Raw genomic sequence first — 15,596 nt, 5'->3', positions numbered from 1 at the left:
CTCGACCGCCTGTGCACCGATCAGGCGCGTTCACTGGCCAGCTGTTCGTCCAGGCGGGCCGTGAGTGCCCCGAACAGGTCGGCCACGGTGACAACCACGCGGTAGCTGAGGGCCACCGCCAGCAACGGCGCCTCCGGCACCTGGCCGCCGAGCCGGAGCACCAGCACCGCTTCGAACACCCCGAGGCCCCCGGGAGCACCCGGCACCACCAGCCCGGCCGTCCAGGCCAGGGCGAAGCCCGCCAGCCAGACCGGCCAGCTGAGTGACAGCTGCTGATCGAAGGCGATCACGGCGCAGGCAAAGCCGGCGAAGCGCAACAGCACGAACGGGACCTGGGCCAGCAGGGGCAGCAGCGGGTAGCCGGGCAGAGACACCGGCAGCAGTTTGTCAGTGGCGTCATCGAGCGAGAGCTGGCGCGCCCGCTGCCGCTGCAGCCGGTTCAGAACACGGTTCGACCAACCCGGCATCAGGCCGATCAACGGCAGCGGCGCCACCAGTGCCAGCCCGTCTTGCCAGCCGCCGATCGGCACCATTGCCAGGGCGGCACTTGCCGCCAGCAGGGGATCGAGCAGCACGGCCACCAGAGCCAGTGCCGTGCCCATGGGCTCGCGGCTGGCAAGCGGATGGGGCGCCTGAGGCGTGGGCCGATCCGCGGCTGGCGCTTCCGGCCCCGTCCGCAGCGACTGCACGCGTGAGGCCAGGTGCCAGAACCCGCCGGGCAGGTACTTGAGCAGGTTGCTGCGCAGGTAGAGCCGCACGCAGGTGTCCCAGCGGGGTCGTGCCCCCAGCCACTGCAGCCCCACGCTCCAGGCCAGCCCGTTGACCACCAGGCTCAGCAGGCTTACCCCCGTGCCGACCACCAGCCACAGCCAGCCCTGTGGATCCAGTCGCAGTGCCAGCAGTTGCGGCGCATTGGCCAGCAGGGCGGCGAACAGAAAGCCGAAGCTGAGCAGGCTCGCCCAGAGCCGCACGCCGCCGGGCAGGGAGGTCACCAGGTGGCGCAGGTTGGGCATCAGTCCTGGTCCGGCATCGCCGCCGCATTGTGCTCGGCCAGGGCGGCCGGGTCGGCGAGCGCCTGCTGCACCGCCGCGCGCACCTGCCGCAGGCTGAGCTGCTCGCGCCTGGCCAAGGCGATCAGGTCGTCGTGCTCGGCCTTGAGCTGGCGCTGGCCATCGGGCAGGTGCGACACCTTCACCCGCACCGGCCCCCAGGGGGTGGCCAGCTGGGCCTGGTGGCGCGGCAGGCACCAGCGCTGCTGCAGTTGCTCCCGCACCCCGAGGCTGGTGCCATGCCGCCACCAGATCGCCCGCAGCGCTGGTGCCGCCTGGGGGTGTGCCACCACGCTGAGCAGCACGCCGCTGCGTCCCTTCTTCATCAACGCCGGCTGGCTGAACACCTCCAGGGCACCGGCCCGGCGCAGTTCGTCGGCCAGGAAGGCCAGATCTTCGGCGCTGGCGTCATCGATCTGCGCCTGCTGGAGCAGCACCGTCTCCAGCAGCGTGTGCCCGGCCATCGGGGGCGCGCTGGCCTCCCCCAGCCAGAGCCGCAGCAGGTTGGGGCGATCGAGCACGCGGTGACCCAGGCCGATGCCCACGGCGCTGGGCACCATCGAGGGCTGGGCGCCGAAGGCCGTGGCCCATTCACTCAGCAGCGCCATGCCGGTGGGGGTGGTGAGCTCCCCGGCCGGCAGCTCAGCTGTGCCGGCAAGGGGCACCTGCCGCGCGCGCGCGAGTTCCAGCACCGCCGGGGCCGGCAGCGGCAGCAGGCCATGGGCGGAGCGCACCGTACCGTGACCGGCCGGCGGCGGCGCACAGATCAGCGGCTCCACCTGGAAGTGCAGCAGCCCGGCGCACACGCCCACCATGTCGACGAGGGCATCGACGGCCCCCACCTCATGGAAGTGCACCTGCTCAGGGGCATGGCCGTGCACCCGGCCCTCGGCTTCGGCCAGGCGGGTGAACACCGCCAGCACCCGCTGCTTCAGGGCCGGCTCCAGCGGCGCTGCGCTGATCTGCTCACGCAGCTCCAGCCAGTGGCGGTGCGGCGGATGCGGCTCCAGGCCCTCCACCGAGACGCGGGCGCCGCGCTGGCCACCGCTGCGGGCCTCGGTGACGGTGAGGCGGTAGGCGCCAGCCAGACCGAGCTGCGCCAGGGGGACTTCCACCACGGAGCGCGGCAGGCCCAGATCGAAGAGGGCGGCCAGCAGCATGTCGCCCGCCACCCCGGTCGGACAATCCAGATAGGCCAGCACCATGGCGGTCAGCCGGGGGTGGGTGCCGCCTGGGGCTCCGTGCTGCGCAGCAGCCGCGGGGCGGCGGCCACCATGGCCTCGGCGCGCCCTTCCAGCTCGTTCTGCCGTGCCCGCAGCAGCTGCTCCACCTCGCGGCGGGCGCGGCGTTGCTCCAGCTGGGCGGTTGCCACATCAAAGCCGGAGAGACCCCAGAGACGCCCGAGCAGGGCCTTGTCGTCGGAGCCGCCGCGCGAGTTGCCGTAGAGAAGCTGTTCGGCCACCATGCCCGCCTGCAGCACCCGGCTCCAGCGGCGCAGCTCCTCGGCCGGCAACTTGGCGTGGGCCGGCAGCTCGAATTCGGTGCTGCCGTTGGCGCTCAGTCCTTCGCGTAGGCAGGCCAGGCTGCCCACCAGCACCCGCCGCACCGGCAGCTGGTCGTGGTCGGCGACGAGGGCATGGCCGGCCTCGTGCACCGCGATCCGGTGCAGCCGCCCCGCACCACCCGGCAGTGCTTCAGCCAGCAGGTGGCCGCCGCGTCCCCCGAAACGCAACGCATCGAGGCTGAGCGCGGTGAGGGCGCCGCCGGAGGCCAGGGCGATGATCCATGGAGAGAGACCCAGAACCGGGCCGAGCACCGCCAGCAGCGTGATCGCCGCCACGGCGATGCCAGCGTTGAGCGCGGCGGTGGAGCCATCCCCCACCGGCTTTGCGGGACCCGGCGTGGCCATGGCCTCAGCTCCCCGGGCGCCGGATGGCGGTGCGTTGAGGGTCGCGGACAGGGCTGCCCGCTGCTGCTCCGCTGGCCGGCGCCCCGCTGGCGCCCGATCCCACCGGAGCACCGGCGCGGCGGTCACCGCCGCGGGGGGCGCCACGGCCGGCACCATCCCGCCCGTTGCCACGGCCTTTGCCACCGCGATTGCCCCGTTGGGCCACCGGACCGATCACCTCATAAGACTCAACCCGCAGCGCCTGGCCATCGCGGCGCAGGTGCAGGGCCACGAAGTGACGCAGATGCTCCAGCGGGATCTCGCCGCGCAGCTGCAGCTTGAACGGCTGCGGGCGGGTTTCCTCGCCCCGGGCCTGCTGGCGCACCTTCACCACCAGCTCACCGCTCTCCGGCCGGGTGAACACCAGCTCACCCCGCACGGAAAAGTAGCCATCGCCTTCCGGCAGCTGGTCCACCGTGGGATCGGCAGCAGCATCTGCATCGGGAGCATCTGCTTCGGCGGCCAGCAGGGTGCTCGGTTCCCACACGCCCACGATCTGCAGGTGCAGGGTGCCGGTATCGCGGCAGCGGGGGTACACCACCCACAGGTGGGGCCTGTCCGGATCGAGGCGACGTCGCACCAGGCTCAGCACCCGGCCCAGCAGCACCGCTTCCAGCTCGGTGCCGTCTTCCGTGCGGATCAGCCCGCGGGTGTCGTGCTCCGGATCGGTGGCCACGTACTGACCCTGCACCACGCCGATGGCCCGGTACTGCATCGGCTCGGTGACCGGGGAAATCGGATGGAGGCGCATTGGAGCGGGCGCTGGCAGAGGGGGCTGGCGGGGGATCCTGCGGGAGCGAACTCCTGACGGGATCTAGGGTGTTGGGGGCGTGATCAGGGGTGATCCGCCGTTCCGCGGCCCGGAGCGGAATCTAGCTGTGCCTTCAGGCGTCAGACTTGCCGCAGCCACCCCTGCACATGTCGCCCCGTTCGTCCGTCGGCTCAGCCCTCTCCAGGCGCTCCGGGGTGCTGGCGGGCTTCGGCGTGGCTCTGCTGGTGCTGGCCTCGCTCATCGGCGGCTGGTGGCTTGGCCGGCAAGGCCCCAGCACCAGTGCCGAACACCGTTCCCGCCAGGTGTTGCAGCAGGAGATGCTGCGGTTGCGGCAGCAGCAGGCCGATGGCCAGGCCAGTGATGTGGAGCAGCGGCGCCTGCTGCAGTTGTTGCTGGCGCTGGAGCAACCGGCGGAGGCCACCCAGCTGCTGGAGGCGATGGCGGATCAACAGCCCGATCGCTGGTCGTTGCGGTTGCTGCTGGCGGAGCTGCGCCGCGACCAGAACGATCGGGCCGGCGCCGAACGGGAAGTGCGTCAGCTGCTCAACCTCAAGTCCGACCGCATCGAGGCTCTGCAGCTGATGGCGCTGCTGCAGCTGGAACAGGGGCGCGGCGCCCAGGCCCAGACGCACCTCACCAGCGCCTATGTGGCGGCCACCAAGCCGCAGCTCCAGCCCCAGGCCCTGCCGATCGGCCTGATCCTCGCCGACCTGATGCTGCAGCGCGGCCAGCTTGAGCAGGCCGATGGCCTCTACCGCAGCCTTGCCGCCAGCTTCCCCGGTGATGTGCGGCCCGTGCTGGCCCGCGCCCTGCTCAAGCAACAGCAGGGAAACAGCAAGCTGGCGCTGGAATTGATCGCCAAGGCCAGGGCGATGAAACCTGAGCAATGGGATGCACGGGTGGATCAGGTGGCCGCCAGCTGGGGCCTGAAACCCCTGCAGCGGCCAGTGAAGGGAACAGCCACCAAGAACCCTGCCCCCACCAGCGATCCGCCGACGCCGTCCATCAGCAGCCCGGATGGGGCCACAGGCGCTGGGGCTCCTACGGCCCCTTCACTCCCGCCGAACCCGGCGTCGGCTGCGCCTCCATCTCTCTGAGCGCCCGGTCGATGGCGTCACCCGGCGGGGTGGCGTTGTCCATGGCACTGCTGCGCCGCAGCTGATTCATCAGCTCCAGCGGGTTGGTGGCATCCAGCACGCCCTTGGGCCGCTCGCCGGGGCCATCGAACACGTTCTGCTGCTTGGTAGGCGGAGCGTAGGGGTTGTCGGCGCGAGCCTCGGGCATCGCCAGCGGCACGGCGAGCGCGACGACGGCCGCGAGAGCCACGGGACGGACCATGACGGGTGACCGGAGGTGACGGAACGTAAGGGAATGCTAGGGGTGTTCGGCTGACGCCTCCGCCCATGCGCATCGCCACCTGGAATGTGAACTCCATCAGGATGCGACTGGAGCAGGTGACCGCCTGGCTGCAGCGGGAGCGGCCCGATGTGCTGTGCCTGCAGGAAACCAAGGTGGAGGATGGCAAGTTCCCCGCCGAAGCCTTCACCGCCCTGGGCTACGCAGTGGTGATCAGCGGCCAGAAGGCCTACAACGGGGTGGCGATTCTCAGCCTGTTGCCGCTCGAGCAGGTGTGCAGCGGTTTTGAGGCCCTGCTGCCCGGCGACCCCGAAGCCGTGGCGCTGGGGGAACAGAAGCGGGTGATCAGCGCCCTGGTGGACGGCGTGCGGATCCTCAACCTGTACGTGCCGAACGGCTCGGCGCTGACGTCGGAGAAGTATGCGTACAAGCTGGCCTGGCTCAGCTGCCTGCGCCGTTATCTGGCGGCCCAGGAGCAGGAAGGCGATCCGCTCTGCATGGTGGGCGACTTCAACATCGCCCTTGACGACCGCGACATCCACGATCCCGCGCGCCTCAGTGGCGGCATCATGGCCAGCGCGGCGGAGCGCGAGGCGCTCACGGCGGCGCTGGGGGAGCGGCTGGTGGATGTGTTCCGCGTGTTCGAGCCCGACAGCGGCCACTGGAGCTGGTGGGATTACCGCACCGGTGCCTGGGACCGCGACCGGGGCTGGCGGATCGATCACATCTATTTAAGTGAGGAGCTGCTCGCCTGCTCCACCGGCTGCGTGATCGACAAGGGGGAGCGGGGCCACGACCAGCCCAGCGACCATGCGCCGGTGGTGGTGAATCTGGAGCTGCAGCAGGAAGGTGACGCGGACGAGGACGGGGAAGGAGGCGACGCTGTGATCTGAGCCGCTGGGGATCACCTAGGCCCTGAGCCCGTCAGCCGCTTTGCTCTGCTGGGCCACTGCCGTGGATGGGGCCGACGGCCGTTGGGGAATTGTGAGCGTGTTCTCAGGCCATGGAGGTAAAGCGTTCTCAACGTTTCAGCAGCGCCTTACGATCACCTCCACCTGCATGTCACCGATGCTCTCCCGCCTGCTTCCTGTGCTGGCAGCGCCGCTGTTGATTGGTTCCACTGGCGTCGCCTCCGCCGCGCAGACGTGCAGGTTTCTGCAGCCGATCGGCGGCACGGGCAGCCCGGTCGTGGCCAAGTCGGTGGGTGCGGGCAAGATCTTCGGCAACACCAACTGGAACACCGATTTCATCGTTGATCAGCCCTACAGCAGCTTCAAGTTCTTCTTTACCGCCAATTCTTCCGACGCCAATGCCACCTATCCGGTGGAGGCGTTCATGAAGTTCACCGATGGCTCCAACCTTCAGGTGGTGAATGAATCGATGAACCCGCCGATCGGCCGAGGCCGCATGTTCGGTCCGTTCCCTGCCATTCCCGGCAAACAGGCCAGCCAGATGAATTTCAAGGTGGGAGCCAGCAACGACCCGGGCGCCCTGGGCTTCAGCTATCGCATCTCCGTGCAGGGCTGCAACTGATCACGGCGGGGCCCCAGGCTGATCCGATCTCTCTCCTTTCCTGCTGGGGGCTTCAGCCTGGGGTGCAACGGGCCTTGATCAGAGCCGGAACAGGGGGTCGTAGCGGTAGTACTCAGGCTTGCGCAGGCCCTCCACAGCCAGCATCCGGCGCAGCTCCATGATTTCGGCGCGCTGCGCCACGATCACCCCGCGGGCAAACCGACGGATCGTGGGGTTGGTGCTCTTGGCCAGAGCATCGTGCGCCATCACCAGTGCGCCGCCGTGGTGGTCGAGCATGCCTTCGAGGAACCACACCACCCGGTTCTGCGGTGTAGGGAGCGCGCCCATCATGCGCATGCCGTCGATCTGGGCCTGGCTCATACGGGTGAGGCCGCTGAGGCTGTTGGGATCCCCACCGCTGGCCAGCGCCACGGGATAGACGGGCGCCTGGGGGTACCAGGCCCGGCGCCAGAGGCCCATCGCCCGGATCTCATTGGCCTGATCGCGCCAGATCGCCTTGCCCAGCGCCCCCACACCCGGCTGGCCGGTGCCGAAGACGATTTCACTCATCCGCAGCGCCCCGGTGTGGTGCTGAACCATGCCGTCGATGAAGCGCAGGTCGTAGGTGGCGCCTGCAGGGCCCACGTCATGGGCGTGGCTGCTGTGGTCGTGCTGGCCGTGGTGATCTCCGTGGCGCTGCAGGTCCGGGGGAGTTTGAGCCAGGCCGGGGACTGCCAGCACGAGGGCGGTGGCCAGGCCCATCAATGCGGCGGGAGCAGGGAAGGTGCGCATGGGGTCGGGCTGGATTGACCTCACCGTATGGTCTCCCCCCTACTGGAGAGTCAAGCGGGCTGCGGCCTGCCGTGTGGCTCCCAGGTTTGCGGAACCTGCCGGGCACGCTGTGGCGTTGCCCTTCAACCCCTCAGCAGCATCCACAGCCCCATGGCCACCATCGCCCCGTTTTCCAGCACGCTCACCAGGCCCAGTGGGGTGCGGCTGTTGCCGCCCACGCAGGCGCAATCAAGGTCGAGCTTGTCGACATAGACCGCCTTGATCACCGACACCCCACCTTCCAGGCCCATGGCAAGCGCCAGCAGGGCGATCGGCGCGGCCTCGAGGCGAGCCAGCAGCGCCAGACCCAGCAGCAGTTCGAGGTAGGGGAACACGCTGGCGTAACCCCCCAGCCACCGGGTCAGCACGTTGTACTTGCGGAAGGAACGGCTGAACGCCGGTGGATCCATCAGTTTCAGGCAGGCCAGCAGCGCCAGCGCCATCCCCATGAAGCCCCCCGCGCCGTTGCCGAGCGCCAGCGCGATCAGCGCCGCGATGGCAAACACGGTGATCACTGGCCTGTAGCTGCGACCCCCCGGCTGGCGTGGTTTGACCCCGAGCCGCCGGGCCAGCTCTGAGTAGCCGCCGATGCGTTCGCCCGCGGCGAACACCTGCGGGGTGGTGCTCACCCCATGGGCCGCCTTGAAGCGCTCCACCTACTCCTGGCTGAGCAGCAGATGGTCGTCGTAGGGAATGCCCAGCTCCTGCAGCAGGCCTACCGCCAGCTCGCCATAGGGGCAGACGTGGCCGGAGATGGCGATGCGATGCAGCCGCACAGGTGGTGGCAGGCGGGCGGGTGTCATGGCTTATCAGGCAGTGACCCTCACCCTATGGTCTCCTCTCAGCTGGAGAGTCAAGAGGTCGTCTGGAGAGTTTGCCGCCTGGCGAGCCGGCGCGGGCCGCCTCTGCCAGGGGGCGCCGAAACCTTGCGCAACAGACACCACCGGGGCAATGCGTCGGGCCCCTCGAACCACAGCCCCTTGACCCGCCTGGCGCGGTGATCCGTAGCGCAAGCCGGCGGGATTCAGCGCATGGCCTGCTGCAGGGCGAACAGGCCGAAGGCCAGGAACAGACCGCCACTGAGCCGGTAGAGCATCTGCTCGCTGATCTTCTGGCCGATCCACTTGCCGGCTCCCACCGCCAGCCCGGTGACCAGGGCATGGCCGCCCAGGGTGCCCGCCAGCAGCGCGCCAAAAGGGAAAGCGGGCGCCGTGGCGAGAAAGATGGTGGCGAACTGGGTGCGATCTCCCAGCTCGGCGATGAACACCAGCGCGAAGGATTCCCAGATCACTGCCAGCGGCGTGGTGATCCGGTAGCGGCGCTCTGCCGCCTCAACGGCCTCTTCTGCATCTCCGGCCTCAGCCGCGGCAGCCCCCGGTGCCATGGCCTGGGCGTCGATCAGCAGCTTGATGCCGAAGCCGAGAAACAACGCAGCTGCCAGCCACGGCACCACGCTGGGTGGCAGCAGTTCCCGCAGGCCATAGCCCATGCCCAGCGAGATGAGCGTGACGGCCGTAAGGGCCGCAAAGGAACCGATGAACACCCAGCGGGCCCGATGGCGGGCCGCCAAGATCAGGGCCATGAAGAAGGTCTTATCGCCCAGCTCGGCCAGGGTGATGGCCGTGAAGCTGGAGCCGAAGGCAGCGGCCCCATGGCCGGTGAGGAAGGGAAACGCCATGCGCTCAACGACACCCTGAACGGATCAGAACCAAGGCGTCGGGGGCGGTCACTGTCGAGTCAGGTCCATGCATGGCTACTATGCATGAACATTCCCGCATGAACCATCCCCGCTACTGCCACAGATCCGATGGTTTGGCGAACCCTAGGTTTACCGACGGGCAGGCTTGACCCATTTAAGTCCCAGAATACAATAGGAAACCAGTAAAACACAGCACGATCACCTGATCATTCTTTTGTGCTTTTGTGATCTCATCACTTGGCTGTGGTTTTTGGCCGACAAGCTGCCGAGAGGCGGCAATGACGAGGAATCCATGGCCAAGTCACGCAACCCGTGAGAAGTGTCTCGCTGAGATGAACAAGCCGGGGCTCTGAGATGCACTGGTCGACTTAGCGAGTCTTTCAACTCCTAAAGCAGCTCCAATGCAGGACGACGTTCCAATGCGCTGGGTACCGTGCTGCTGATCCACCTGTTGCAGCAGCAGAAATCACTAAGCGATCCTGCGATGGAGGAGCCGCTGCCTTGATTGAACTGCTCACCATGCGGCGCCTTCCCGGCATCACCAGCAGATTCTGCTCACCTGGAATCAGACCCAGCGAGCCGCGCTGCGGGCAGCACTGCCACAGCGACGTCAGGTTTGTGCCCCCCACCAGCGCCAGAGACCCCCTGCTGTCGACATCGGCTGACATCACACCCATGTCTACGAGAAGGCACGGCACTAACACCCGCTGCAATGGCGCCGATCCAGCCTCTGCTGGCGCGAGCCAGAAGTGGTGTGGATCAAGAAGCCGCCAGAAGAGCCGATACGGAATCTGGCAGCCCCCTTGCCCTGGGAAGCTTGGAGAGCAGCCCAGGAGTGACAGTTGTCATGACGTTATCGTCAAGGCTGGCAGCACAGTGCTCAGTTTCTAACCACGCTCCACAAAGAAAGTCAATACTGGTAGTGAACGTGGATTGAGGAGGAGTTGTTCGTGGTGAAAGTGACCGCAATGTGTCTGTCGTGGCGGAGCTGTGACTAAGACCAACCGAAAACCAGAACCGTGTCAGCCATTGTGGATCCTTCTGCAGCTGTCGTTGCCTGAAAGTGACTGCGAGAGAAGGTGTCAGGGTTGAAGATCAAGGGTTGAGGCAGATGTCCACACACATCGATCGGATGACTCATCGAAGCCACTTCTATGGTGCATATCGCCAAGACCTGTAGGATGCTCATGATGTCCGAGTTCGCATTGAACACCGTTATGGCGCACATCAAGGGTGATCACATGGAAGATTTATTCATGACAAGTTCTGACCATTCACGTATTGAGGCACACCCATACATGGCCCCACAGTCGAGCTCTTTCAATGGCGCTGCTGCCAATCAACCTTCTGTATTGCCCGCAGTTTCTTCTGGTAAGTCACCAAGAAAGCTGAGGTTCTATTTTTTGATGCTGACAGCGTTTCTTCTGATGGATACGATGCTCTCAAGTTGTGCCATGGCACGGCCATTCAAGCGTCGCGTTGAGGGACCAAGGCAATCAGCAGCATCCAAACCAGTCAATGTGTCGACGAGTGGAATTGCTTACTCTCCATTGATCTCGGGCGCTCCAATTGGCAGTAACAAGCTTGATATCTATCCATGCAAGCAGGCTTCCGGACGTCCATGCCCGACCCTAGTCTATGTTCACGGAGGTTCTCTGATGAGAGGTGATAAGAGGAGCGTCGGCTCTATGCCGGAACTCTTTAATCGCAATGGCTTTTGCCTTGTCTCACTCAATTATCCAGTCTACGGGCGTCCCATCCCAGGTCTGATCGAGCAGCAAATGTCTGCACTGTCTTCTGCCACTGCATGGCTCAAGGGCAATCTTGGAAGGGTCAACCCATCATGCTCGATGAATGATGCTGCCATCATGGGACATTCAGCAGGTGCATACCTGGCATCGCTTCTTGCCACCAGTCCACAGTATAGAGCGCCAGCAGATGCTTATCAGAAGTTTATTCTGAATGACTCGAACTGGTACACGGGTAAAGTTGGAAGATACAAGGACAGTCTGGCGATTATCTTTGGTAAGAATGCCGTAAGCGGGTCAGGTAAGAACTCTACTATCGCCAAATGGGTTCCCGCTCAGCTGGTTAAATCATCATGCCCGAAAGAGTCATCACCCACCGATGTGATGATCATGTATTCAACGCAACGTCCCAAGAGTCAGCAAGCTGAAATCAGGTCATTCGCAAATACGCTGAATGGATGTTCCGCTTTCAATGCATCCCTTTCGGCTCATGGGTATGATCATAAGGCAATGCATACCAGCATCGGAAAGCCTGGCAGTACGACGGGAGCGGCCATCCTTGCATTTCTCAAGCGATGAGATAGTGCCGATAACTGATAGGTAAAGACCAGCCGTTGGAAAGGGTCTTTCCTATCAGTCTACATCGAAGTAAAATCATTCTAGGTGCTGTCTCCCTACTCGACTTGATGAGTCCTTCACGGGCTTGAGACTACAATGACTAAAGGTCAATCGAACGGTCTGGTGGAGTCACTGGTTATCTACACCACCCTTTATCTTCTCCTAGGTACATCCTGCACCGCAGTATCTGTGGCAAGGTCACAGATAATCTCGTCCATGGGCTCAACCAACCCAGGCTGAACTGACCCAGAGATCATAGAGATGGCCTGGCTTGAGGCGATGGCTCTGACCACTTGTCAGATCAAGTTGGCCAGCGTAGGCATCAGCATGCTCCAGTGATTGTTGAGGTTTACCGGCATGGGCCCTGTCGTTTTGCTTGGCCTGGCACGGTTGAATCGATGGCAGTCAACAGCATGATTTCAATGATTGGTAACCAAGATGACTTTCACATTGTGGTGATTCTGCTATGAATAGAGGCTGGCTTGCTGTATCGCGATGAATTGACTGCCGAGAGCGTTGACTAGGTCACTCCTCGTGTAAACGCATCGCTGGGCCTGGCTATCCCCTCCTGCCACGAATGGAGGCGGAGAAGTCATGGTTGCGTCAGGGTTCCTGCTCTCATTCGGACCATTCAGTACGTCTTGCGTTAAGACCTACGCTATCTGCCCCCCGCCATGTTGTCTCCGTGTTTTGGCGGTGTTCCCACAGTCCCGTCTGGACATACTCATGCTAGCCTGATATGAGTCACAAGGGTTCTATGCAGGGCTACGCAATTGTAGGCATGGCTTGCAGATATCCGGGAATCAAAGACACTTCATCATACTGGGATGCACTCGTCAGGGGTGAATCACTTCTGACAGAAATGAGCGATTCTTGGTCTAGGGCTTACTATAATCAATTCCAAGATAGATCTAATCCGCGCGAATCATACTCTACGATCTATACAAAGAAGTATGGATCTATCGCTGATAACAGCTGGATTGATTCCATTCGGTTTGCCTTTCCTCCTAACCTAGTTGAAGGAGACCCATCCCAGTATCTCTGTCTGCAAGTGGCCGCCGAGGCCATGGCTGATGGCTTGCGCGGACGTGCTCCGGATTGGATTCCTCATGAGCGTACAGGTGTGGTGGTTGGGATGGGAGACCATCCTCATCGAGGCATCGTAGGGGCGTTGATGAACGGCATGATCATGGAGCATTTTATTGATGTCCTTGCTGATTCTGTCGGGGCTGTTCTGAAAGGAGAGCGCAGAAAGCAGCTACGCTCATTCCTTTCATCGACCTATGAGTTGGTTTGTGATCCCGCTATAACACCAAACCTGATATCTAACGTAGTCTCTGGAACAATCGCCAACAGGCTTGGCCTCCTTGGCCCTAATTACCTTGTGGATGGTGCCTGTACGTCTGGCATGATTGCAATTGATCATGCAATCAAGCAACTGGATGCCGGCGATGCCGACTTGATGTTGGTAGGTGGTGTCCAGGCTACAATGAACTTCCCTATCTATCAATTATTCTGCACGATTAATGCGTTGTCTGAAGAGGGAATTTTCCCGATGTCAAAGTCCGCATCGGGAACGCTTCTTTCCGAAGGTGTGGGCTTTGTTGCAGTAAAACGCCTTGAGGATGCGGTGCAGTCTGGAGATACGATTTATTCCATCATTCGATCAGTTGCACTGGCCAGTGATGGAAAGGGCGAAGGGCTGTTGGCTCCAAACCGCCAAGGACAAGTCGTCGCGATGAAACGGGCCTACGAAAAATGTAACCTTGAGCCGTCGGATGTTTCCTTGGTGGAGGTTCATGCAACAGGAATCCCCCATGGCGACAACACAGAACTCTCCTCAATGCTTGAGGTCTTTGGTGATTGTCATCGTGGTCTTTCAACCATTGCCATTGGATCAATCAAGTCGTTGATCGGCCATACGATACCCGCATCGGGGGTGGCTAGCATTATCAAAATCTCTCTTGCTTTGCAGAACAGGCTAATTCCTCCTTCGATCTGCCCGGATCCGTTAGAGGCTGTTGCTGACCATTCAACTCCATTCTATATCAATCGCACATTGCGACGTTGGGTGCATTCACCATCAAAGCCACGTGTAGCTGCCATCAATTCGTTTGGCTTTGGTGGGATTAACGGCCACTTACTTCTTCAGGAGTTTACCGACCCTGATCAACGAAATTCGTCCCCAGTGGTTCTGTTCCCATACCAAGTATCACACACTCCCGATGACGCTGAGAATTCAGGGGCCTCCCTTGCAACTGATCTGTCCGGAAGAACGTACCGTGGGTTGCTTCAGTACAAGCAGTATGGTTATACCACGATTGGTCGAGCAGCCTTTCTGGAGGCAAGCTCCCGTTCCGAGTTGCAGTCATTGATCGCTGACATTGATGTTGATGAGATCCAGCAGGCGGTTCTAATACGCAGATCGCCTGCCAAGCAGCAGACCGCAGAGGCTTCGCTCAGGCTCGTTGTCTTTGCGCCGTCACTCATGAAACTCAGTGAAGGGTTGCAGGATGCATCTGCTTGGCTAGGTGGCAACCCATCTTCTCAGGGACATCGTGGACGTAACTTTATCTATTCGGAGTCGACAAGCTCAAAGGGTAAGCTTGCATTTCTGGTTCCTGGAGAAGGTGTTCAGTCTCCGGAAATGCTTAGTGATCTCACAAAGAGTATTGATCTCTTTTCCTATTGGTACAGCTTCATGGACGGAGCCTTGGATCGGGATATTTCACTAGGCTTGGTTACCAGTATGCCGAACGCAGATCTTGATTGTGCTAAATCGGCCAATGCAAAGCGAATGGAACTTCTTTTTGCCCAAGACTCGGCTACGCAAATCATAGCTGCTTGCCTGATGTCTTTCTACGAGATTGCCTCTCGGATTGGACTCAAGCCTGACCAGCTTATTGGTCATAGCCAAGGAGAATCGAATGCAGTGATGCTTTCAGGCAGTCTTACAACAATGAAGAACGAAGACGACCTTCGCACGAGAGTAAGGCAGATTCATGATTTCTTTTCTCAGGCAGATTCAATCGATGAGTTCCCAGAAGGATCGACGTTCGCCATTTCCGGTCTTGAATCTAACCAGCTAAAGGAGATCCTTGAACGTCGTAGTGAATGGTCACTCATTTCAGATAATTGTCGCTCGCAACGTATTGTCTTTTCTGAAGCTGCCTTCAGCAAGGAGCTTGAGGAGAATGTGCTCGCCGCAGGTGGATCTCTGTTGCCAACTCCCCTAACACGGCCTTATCATACTCGCTATTTTCAGCAAGGGGCTGAAACACACAGAAGGCTCTACCGCCAATTTCCTCATTCTATAAGGATTGAGCCTCAGCATGCAACTGTGTACAGTTGCCTGACCACTCAGCCTTATCCCAATGACTATGAAGAGGGCACACGCATCTTCATTGACCAGTGGGTTAATCCTGTTAGATACGAGGAAACAGTTCGGAATATGTATGCCGATGGAGCCAGGTACTTTGTTGAGTTGGGTCCCAATACAACGTTGACTAGTTACACTAAAGAAGCTCTTTCTGAATACTCTGATATCGTCGCCGTCTCGCTCGGCACCTCTCGTAAAGACAGTACCACTGCCTTCCTGCAATCGATAGCAACCTTATGGACGTCTGGTCTAGACCTAGACCTTGATGCTCTCGATGGCCTCTTTATTGAGCGCTATAGGACTGGCTTGACGATGGTGACGAGGCCTGCAGCTGCTGTTTCAGTTCTCTCCGAGATCCCTCAATACAACTCCACCGGTCTCAAGGAGTTTCTTGTTTCCCTGTCTACGGATTCCCCGACTGCTGCCAACACAGATCGGCAGGAGTCAACAGCCCAATTGATCCCTATCCAGGAGGAGAAATCCATTCCTTCTCCTGTTGAATCTAATTCACCTGGCATCCGGGCTTCTTCCCTTCACTCCCACTCTTCCGAATTGGTTGGCTCACAGGAGGATCCAGCTTTGAGGCAGCAGCTGCTGCTGGAGCACAGCAGAACCATCATGGCGATTCTGGCTAGCGCTGATGCCACCTCAAAGCAAATCTTCAGTCAGGTTGATTGATCAGTG

General features: G+C 61.8%; 14 protein-coding genes. 5 read left to right on the top strand and 9 right to left on the bottom strand.

What is annotated here, in order from left to right; all coding sequences use genetic code 11:
* Window positions 1-20 precede the first annotated feature (20 nt).
* From KQ303_RS05950 to KQ303_RS05935, 4 genes are read right to left on the bottom strand one after another with little or no spacing between them, the layout of a single operon-like run.
* Window positions 21-1,013, bottom strand: coding sequence for a flippase-like domain-containing protein (locus KQ303_RS05950; protein ID WP_259729552.1), 993 nt, complete (start codon window positions 1,011-1,013; stop codon window positions 21-23).
* A complete protein-coding gene (larC, locus tag KQ303_RS05945; protein ID WP_259729551.1) occupies window positions 1,013-2,254 on the bottom strand; it encodes a nickel pincer cofactor biosynthesis protein LarC in 1,242 nt (413 codons plus the stop codon). The genes KQ303_RS05950 and larC overlap by 1 nt, the downstream gene beginning before the upstream one ends.
* 5 nt (window positions 2,255-2,259) lie before the next feature.
* Entirely contained in the window at window positions 2,260-2,958 is a 699-nt protein-coding gene (locus KQ303_RS05940; protein ID WP_259729550.1) for a hypothetical protein, read from the bottom strand.
* A 4-nt stretch (window positions 2,959-2,962) separates the two neighbouring features.
* Window positions 2,963-3,748, bottom strand: coding sequence for a hypothetical protein (locus KQ303_RS05935; protein ID WP_259729549.1), 786 nt, complete (start codon window positions 3,746-3,748; stop codon window positions 2,963-2,965).
* Window positions 3,749-3,915: 167 nt separating this feature from the next.
* Between KQ303_RS05935 and KQ303_RS05930 the strand changes: the two genes are divergently transcribed.
* Window positions 3,916-4,866 (top strand): M48 family metallopeptidase, encoded by a 951-nt coding sequence (locus KQ303_RS05930; protein WP_259729548.1) that lies wholly within the window; start codon window positions 3,916-3,918, stop codon window positions 4,864-4,866.
* On the opposite strand, the gene KQ303_RS05925 is transcribed toward KQ303_RS05930, so the two are convergent.
* A complete protein-coding gene (locus KQ303_RS05925) occupies window positions 4,811-5,107 on the bottom strand; it encodes a hypothetical protein (protein ID WP_259729547.1) in 297 nt (98 codons plus the stop codon). The genes KQ303_RS05930 and KQ303_RS05925 overlap by 56 nt on opposite strands.
* A gap of 65 nt (window positions 5,108-5,172) precedes the next feature.
* On the opposite strand from KQ303_RS05925, the gene xth reads away from it, so the two are divergent.
* Both xth and KQ303_RS05915 read left to right on the top strand, forming a co-directional pair.
* Window positions 5,173-6,018 (top strand): exodeoxyribonuclease III, encoded by an 846-nt coding sequence (xth, locus tag KQ303_RS05920; RefSeq protein WP_259729546.1) that lies wholly within the window; start codon window positions 5,173-5,175, stop codon window positions 6,016-6,018.
* Window positions 6,019-6,193: 175 nt separating this feature from the next.
* Window positions 6,194-6,658 (top strand): hypothetical protein, encoded by a 465-nt coding sequence (locus KQ303_RS05915; protein ID WP_259729545.1) that lies wholly within the window; start codon window positions 6,194-6,196, stop codon window positions 6,656-6,658.
* Window positions 6,659-6,736: 78 nt separating this feature from the next.
* On the opposite strand, the gene KQ303_RS05910 is transcribed toward KQ303_RS05915, so the two are convergent.
* From KQ303_RS05910 to KQ303_RS05895, 4 genes are all read right to left on the bottom strand, one after another.
* On the bottom strand, window positions 6,737-7,429 hold the full coding sequence (locus KQ303_RS05910; protein WP_259729544.1) for a DUF305 domain-containing protein: 693 nt from the start codon (window positions 7,427-7,429) through the stop codon (window positions 6,737-6,739).
* A 122-nt stretch (window positions 7,430-7,551) separates the two neighbouring features.
* Window positions 7,552-8,124, bottom strand: coding sequence for a MauE/DoxX family redox-associated membrane protein (locus KQ303_RS05905; RefSeq protein ID WP_259729543.1), 573 nt, complete (start codon window positions 8,122-8,124; stop codon window positions 7,552-7,554).
* Complete coding sequence (locus KQ303_RS05900) at window positions 8,125-8,271, bottom strand: hypothetical protein (protein WP_259729542.1); 147 nt, start codon at window positions 8,269-8,271, stop codon at window positions 8,125-8,127.
* A 221-nt stretch (window positions 8,272-8,492) separates the two neighbouring features.
* A complete protein-coding gene (locus KQ303_RS05895) occupies window positions 8,493-9,146 on the bottom strand; it encodes a TMEM165/GDT1 family protein (RefSeq protein WP_259729541.1) in 654 nt (217 codons plus the stop codon).
* Between the two features lie 1,208 nt (window positions 9,147-10,354).
* Between KQ303_RS05895 and KQ303_RS05890 the strand changes: the two genes are divergently transcribed.
* A complete protein-coding gene (locus tag KQ303_RS05890) occupies window positions 10,355-11,494 on the top strand; it encodes an alpha/beta hydrolase (protein WP_259729540.1) in 1,140 nt (379 codons plus the stop codon).
* A gap of 778 nt (window positions 11,495-12,272) precedes the next feature.
* Window positions 12,273-15,590: a beta-ketoacyl synthase N-terminal-like domain-containing protein gene (locus tag KQ303_RS05885; RefSeq protein ID WP_311134126.1), complete on the top strand. Its 3,318-nt coding sequence runs from the start codon at window positions 12,273-12,275 to the stop codon at window positions 15,588-15,590.
* Window positions 15,591-15,596: the final 6 nt, after the last annotated feature.

The sequence above is a fragment of the Synechococcus sp. CS-1333 genome (assembly GCF_025128015.1).
In the GTDB taxonomy this organism is placed as follows: Bacteria; Cyanobacteriota; Cyanobacteriia; order PCC-6307; family Cyanobiaceae; genus MW101C3.
The sequence above is the reverse complement of the archived record's forward strand: the minus strand, read 5'-3'. Positions and strand labels throughout refer to the sequence as shown.

Coding starts and splice junctions, on each gene's coding strand:
- KQ303_RS05925 (WP_259729547.1), bottom strand. CDS start 5,107: ATGGTCCGTCCCGTGGCTCTCGCGGCCGTCGTCGCGCTCGCCGTGCCG.
- KQ303_RS05890 (WP_259729540.1), top strand. CDS start 10,355: ATGATGTCCGAGTTCGCATTGAACACCGTTATGGCGCACATCAAGGGT.
- larC (WP_259729551.1), bottom strand. CDS start 2,254: ATGGTGCTGGCCTATCTGGATTGTCCGACCGGGGTGGCGGGCGACATG.
- KQ303_RS05895 (WP_259729541.1), bottom strand. CDS start 9,146: ATGGCGTTTCCCTTCCTCACCGGCCATGGGGCCGCTGCCTTCGGCTCC.
- KQ303_RS05910 (WP_259729544.1), bottom strand. CDS start 7,429: ATGCGCACCTTCCCTGCTCCCGCCGCATTGATGGGCCTGGCCACCGCC.
- xth (WP_259729546.1), top strand. CDS start 5,173: ATGCGCATCGCCACCTGGAATGTGAACTCCATCAGGATGCGACTGGAG.
- KQ303_RS05935 (WP_259729549.1), bottom strand. CDS start 3,748: ATGCGCCTCCATCCGATTTCCCCGGTCACCGAGCCGATGCAGTACCGG.
- KQ303_RS05930 (WP_259729548.1), top strand. CDS start 3,916: ATGTCGCCCCGTTCGTCCGTCGGCTCAGCCCTCTCCAGGCGCTCCGGG.
- KQ303_RS05915 (WP_259729545.1), top strand. CDS start 6,194: ATGCTCTCCCGCCTGCTTCCTGTGCTGGCAGCGCCGCTGTTGATTGGT.
- KQ303_RS05885 (WP_311134126.1), top strand. CDS start 12,273: ATGAGTCACAAGGGTTCTATGCAGGGCTACGCAATTGTAGGCATGGCT.
- KQ303_RS05950 (WP_259729552.1), bottom strand. CDS start 1,013: ATGCCCAACCTGCGCCACCTGGTGACCTCCCTGCCCGGCGGCGTGCGG.
- KQ303_RS05940 (WP_259729550.1), bottom strand. CDS start 2,958: ATGGCCACGCCGGGTCCCGCAAAGCCGGTGGGGGATGGCTCCACCGCC.
- KQ303_RS05900 (WP_259729542.1), bottom strand. CDS start 8,271: ATGACACCCGCCCGCCTGCCACCACCTGTGCGGCTGCATCGCATCGCC.